Here is a 3,439-nt window from a genome sequence, read left to right as displayed (position 1 = left end):
GGGGAGGGGGTCGCCCCGTTCGAGCAGATAGGCCTTGCCGAACCCGCCGTTGAGGCTGGCGCGTTGCGGCTCCAGGCGAAAGATCGAAAAGTCGCCGAGCCCGGCATAGAGGCTCGCCTTGGGATTGTGGTTGAGATAGCGGCGCTCGGCACGGGCATGCGCCTGCGAGCCGCGCTCCAGCCGCGATGCCTGACAGACCAGCGTCAGCCGCGGATGCGCCAGCGGATCACCTTTGCCGGGTTCGCCAAGCAGCAGGGAGCAACGCGGATCGGCAAGCAGCGCCGACGTGTGCGCCGCGAGCATCGATACCAGAATGAGCGGCGCGCCGTCGATATCGGTCGCGACGCCGACCCGGCTCGCCAGCGGCGCCCCGGTCTGTGGTTCCAGCACCGCCAGGGCGCCGAAGCGGGCACTGCGCAGAAGCGTTTTCGCCAACCGGATCGCCTCGGCGTCGGTCTCTCGGATCACATCCCTATCTTGATTTCGCTGCATCGAAGCGCTCGCCACAATTTGTCTCGCTTGTCGGTGTTGCCGGCCGGATTCGGTCTTCCGCCAACTTCGGCTCGCACTATTTCGGCGCCATGCGGATGGCGCCGTCGAGGCGGATGGTTTCGCCGTTCAGCATCTGATTTTCGATGATGTGCAGGGCAAGTGCGGCATATTCGGAAGGTTCGCCGAGGCGTGAGGGGAAGGGCACCGCGGCGCCCAGCGAATCCTGCACGTCCTGCGGCATGCCGGCCATCATCGGCGTCTTGAAGATGCCGGGCGCGATGGTGCAGACCCTGATGCCGGAACGGGCGAGATCACGCGCCACCGGCAACGTCATGCCGACCACGCCGCCCTTGGAGGCGGAATAGGCCGCCTGGCCGATCTGGCCGTCATAGGCGGCGACCGAGGCGGTGTTGACGATGACGCCGCGCTCGCCGCCCTGCAGCGGCTCGAGCTTGGCGGCGCGGTCGGCAACCAGGCGGATCATGTTGAAGGTGCCGATCAGATTGACCTCGATCACCTTGCGGTACTGGTCGAGCGGATGCGGGCCGTCCTTGCCGATCGTCTTCACGCCAATGGCGATGCCGGCGCAATTGACCAGGATGCGGGGCTCGCCCAGCTTGGCGGCGACATCGGCGAGGGCGGCGGCACCACTGTCGGCACTCGCGACGTCGCACCGGACGGCGATGCCGCCGATCTCGGCCGCGACCTTGGCCGCGCGCTCGATGCCGACATCGAGGATGGCGACACGGGCTCCCTTGGCGGCAAGCGCGCGCGCGGTTGCCTCGCCAAGGCCGGAGCCGCCGCCGGTCACGATCGCGATCTGGCCGCTGGGGTTCATGGCGTCATCCTTCCTGTGAGAACGGGCTTCCTATGAGACGGGGACGGATCAGGCCCGGATCGACCGACGAGGTCAAGATGGAGCAGTTCGCCGTCTTGCAGAAACGGCGAACGCAGCCCCGTTCATACCCTTCGCGAAGCTGCTTCAGGCGTGCTCGACGATCCTGGCCTGGCTGGCGTGGCCGACCTCGCCCGAAAGCCTGGCCACCGCGCCTGGCGTGATCTCATGCGACAGCAGCCGGTCGAGGTCGACAGGCCGCGGCATCGAAATCTGGCCGCGCGGTATGCGCTTGAAGCCGAGCGGCCCGTAATAAGGCTCGTCGCCGACCAGGATCACGGCGGGTGCACCGGCCTTGGCGGCGGCCTCCAGTGCGATCGCCACCAGCCGGCGGCCGATGCCGAGATTCTTGAAGGCGGGCCGTACCGCGAGCGGCCCAAGCATCAGCGCCCGGCCGGCACCGGCCGCTATGCGCGTCATGCGCACCGAGGCGACGACGAGGTCGCCGTCGACCGCGACAAAGGACAGAGCACGCTCATGCCCACCGGCCTCGCGGATCTTGTAGGCGGCCAGCACGAAACGGCCGGGCCCGAAGGCCTCGTCATTGATTGCTTCGATTTCAGGATCGTGCGCCGGGGTTTCCGGCAGGTACTTCACGTCGGCAAGGCTCATGGTCTTTGCGTTCCGGTAGAGGAGGAAAGGTTGCTGCAAACGGCAGCATTCGCCAGTCAGCGCTTCATCAAGCGCGGGCGCCCTTTCGTCGTCGGTCAAACCGGATCAAAGCAAAATCGAACATGCAAAGTGTCCGCTAGCATCAATTTTGCGCCGCCGCAATCGACCCGTCCGCTGGCCCTATCGATTGACGATCTGTTCAGTCCTGACTAATTCCGTCTTGCCGCATCGCGCTCTACATGAGGTGGAAACGCGAAAGGATATTCCATGGGATTGTTGGTCGACGGTAAATGGCAAGACCGCTGGTATGACACCAAGGACAGCGGTGGCAGGTTCGTGCGGCCGCAATCGCAGTGGCGAGATTGGATCACGCGCGACGGTGCACCGGCGGAAGGCCGCGGCCGAGGCTTCAAGGCGGAGCCCGGCCGCTATCACCTTTATGTTTCGCTCGCTTGTCCCTGGGCGCAGCGGACGCTGATCTTTCGCGCGTTGAAGAGGCTCGAAGGCATCATCTCCATCTCGATCGTGCATCATTTCCTCGGCGCCAACGGCTGGACGTTTGTCGCCGAGGACGGCGCCACCGGCGACACGCTCTATGGCCTCGACTTCCTGCACCAGATCTACACCAGGGCGGATTCCGCCTATTCGGGCCGGGTGACGGTGCCGGTGCTGTGGGACAAAAAGGAACAGACCATCGTCTCCAACGAATCCTCCGAAATCATCCGGATGCTCAACTCAGCCTTCGATCAATGGGGCGATGCCGGCCTCGATTTCTATCCCCAGGCGCTGCGCGGCGAGATCGACGCGATCAACGCGCTGGTCTATCCCTCCGTCAACAACGGCGTCTACCGCGCCGGCTTTGCCACCACGCAGGCGGCCTATGAAGAAGCGTTCGGCGAGCTGTTTTCGACGCTCGATGGGCTGGAGGACCGCCTGTCCAGGCAACGCTATCTGGTGGGTGACCGCATCACCGAGGCCGACTGGCGGCTGTTTACCACGCTGGTGCGCTTCGACCCGGTCTATGTCGGCCATTTCAAGTGCAACCTGCGCCGCATCGCCGATTATCCGAACCTGTCGAACTATCTGCGCGACCTCTATCAGGTGCCCGGTGTGGCGGGGACGGTGAACCTGCATCACATCAAGGCGCATTATTACGGCAGCCACGAAACGATCAATCCGACGCGGATCGTGCCGGCGGGACCGGAGCTTGACTATGGCGCGCCGCATGATCGGGCGAAGTTCGCGAGGGCGGCGGCCTGATCTACCAATAGGGCGATGCTGGCACGCCGCGGAAAACCTCGGCGATCCGCCGCAGCGTCGCCGGTGTGGTGCCTTCCGGCAAGCGATCGAGTGGAAAAAAGCCGGCCTCGGCGATTTCATGGTCGGGCCGTTTCGGCGCGGTCTGGCTGAAATTTTCGACGAGATAGAAGCCGACATGAT

Annotated in this window: 4 protein-coding genes and 1 pseudogene; 1 reads left to right on the top strand and 4 read right to left on the bottom strand. The window is 64.8% G+C overall.

All coding sequences use genetic code 11. The annotated features are described in order from the left end of the window. The 3 genes from EOA36_RS31070 to EOA36_RS31060 form a co-directional block, all read right to left on the bottom strand. Window positions 1-492, bottom strand: a 492-nt coding sequence (locus EOA36_RS31070; RefSeq protein ID WP_145969397.1) for a pyridoxamine 5'-phosphate oxidase family protein, incomplete at its 3' end; no start/stop codon positions are given. 76 nt (window positions 493-568) lie between these two features. Further along, on the bottom strand, window positions 569-1,330 hold the full coding sequence (locus EOA36_RS31065) for a 3-hydroxyacyl-CoA dehydrogenase (RefSeq protein ID WP_127280714.1): 762 nt from the start codon (window positions 1,328-1,330) through the stop codon (window positions 569-571). A 144-nt stretch (window positions 1,331-1,474) separates the two neighbouring features. Continuing rightward, complete coding sequence (locus tag EOA36_RS31060; protein ID WP_127280713.1) at window positions 1,475-1,999, bottom strand: N-acetyltransferase; 525 nt, start codon at window positions 1,997-1,999, stop codon at window positions 1,475-1,477. A gap of 267 nt (window positions 2,000-2,266) precedes the next feature. Here EOA36_RS31060 and EOA36_RS31055 point away from each other — a divergent pair, with 267 nt between their 5' ends. Next, the gene (locus EOA36_RS31055; protein ID WP_127280712.1) at window positions 2,267-3,259 is read left to right on the top strand and encodes a glutathione S-transferase family protein; all 993 of its coding nucleotides are present in this window, start codon (window positions 2,267-2,269) and stop codon (window positions 3,257-3,259) included. Between the two features lies 1 nt (window position 3,260). Here the strand turns inward: EOA36_RS31055 and EOA36_RS38585 are convergent. Continuing rightward, window positions 3,261-3,439, bottom strand: a pseudogene (locus tag EOA36_RS38585) (DNA mismatch repair protein MutT); the annotation flags it as partial.

This window comes from Mesorhizobium sp. M8A.F.Ca.ET.021.01.1.1, assembly GCF_003998025.1.
In the GTDB taxonomy this organism is placed as follows: domain Bacteria; phylum Pseudomonadota; class Alphaproteobacteria; order Rhizobiales; family Rhizobiaceae; genus Mesorhizobium.
This window is presented reverse-complemented; position numbering and strand designations above follow the sequence as displayed.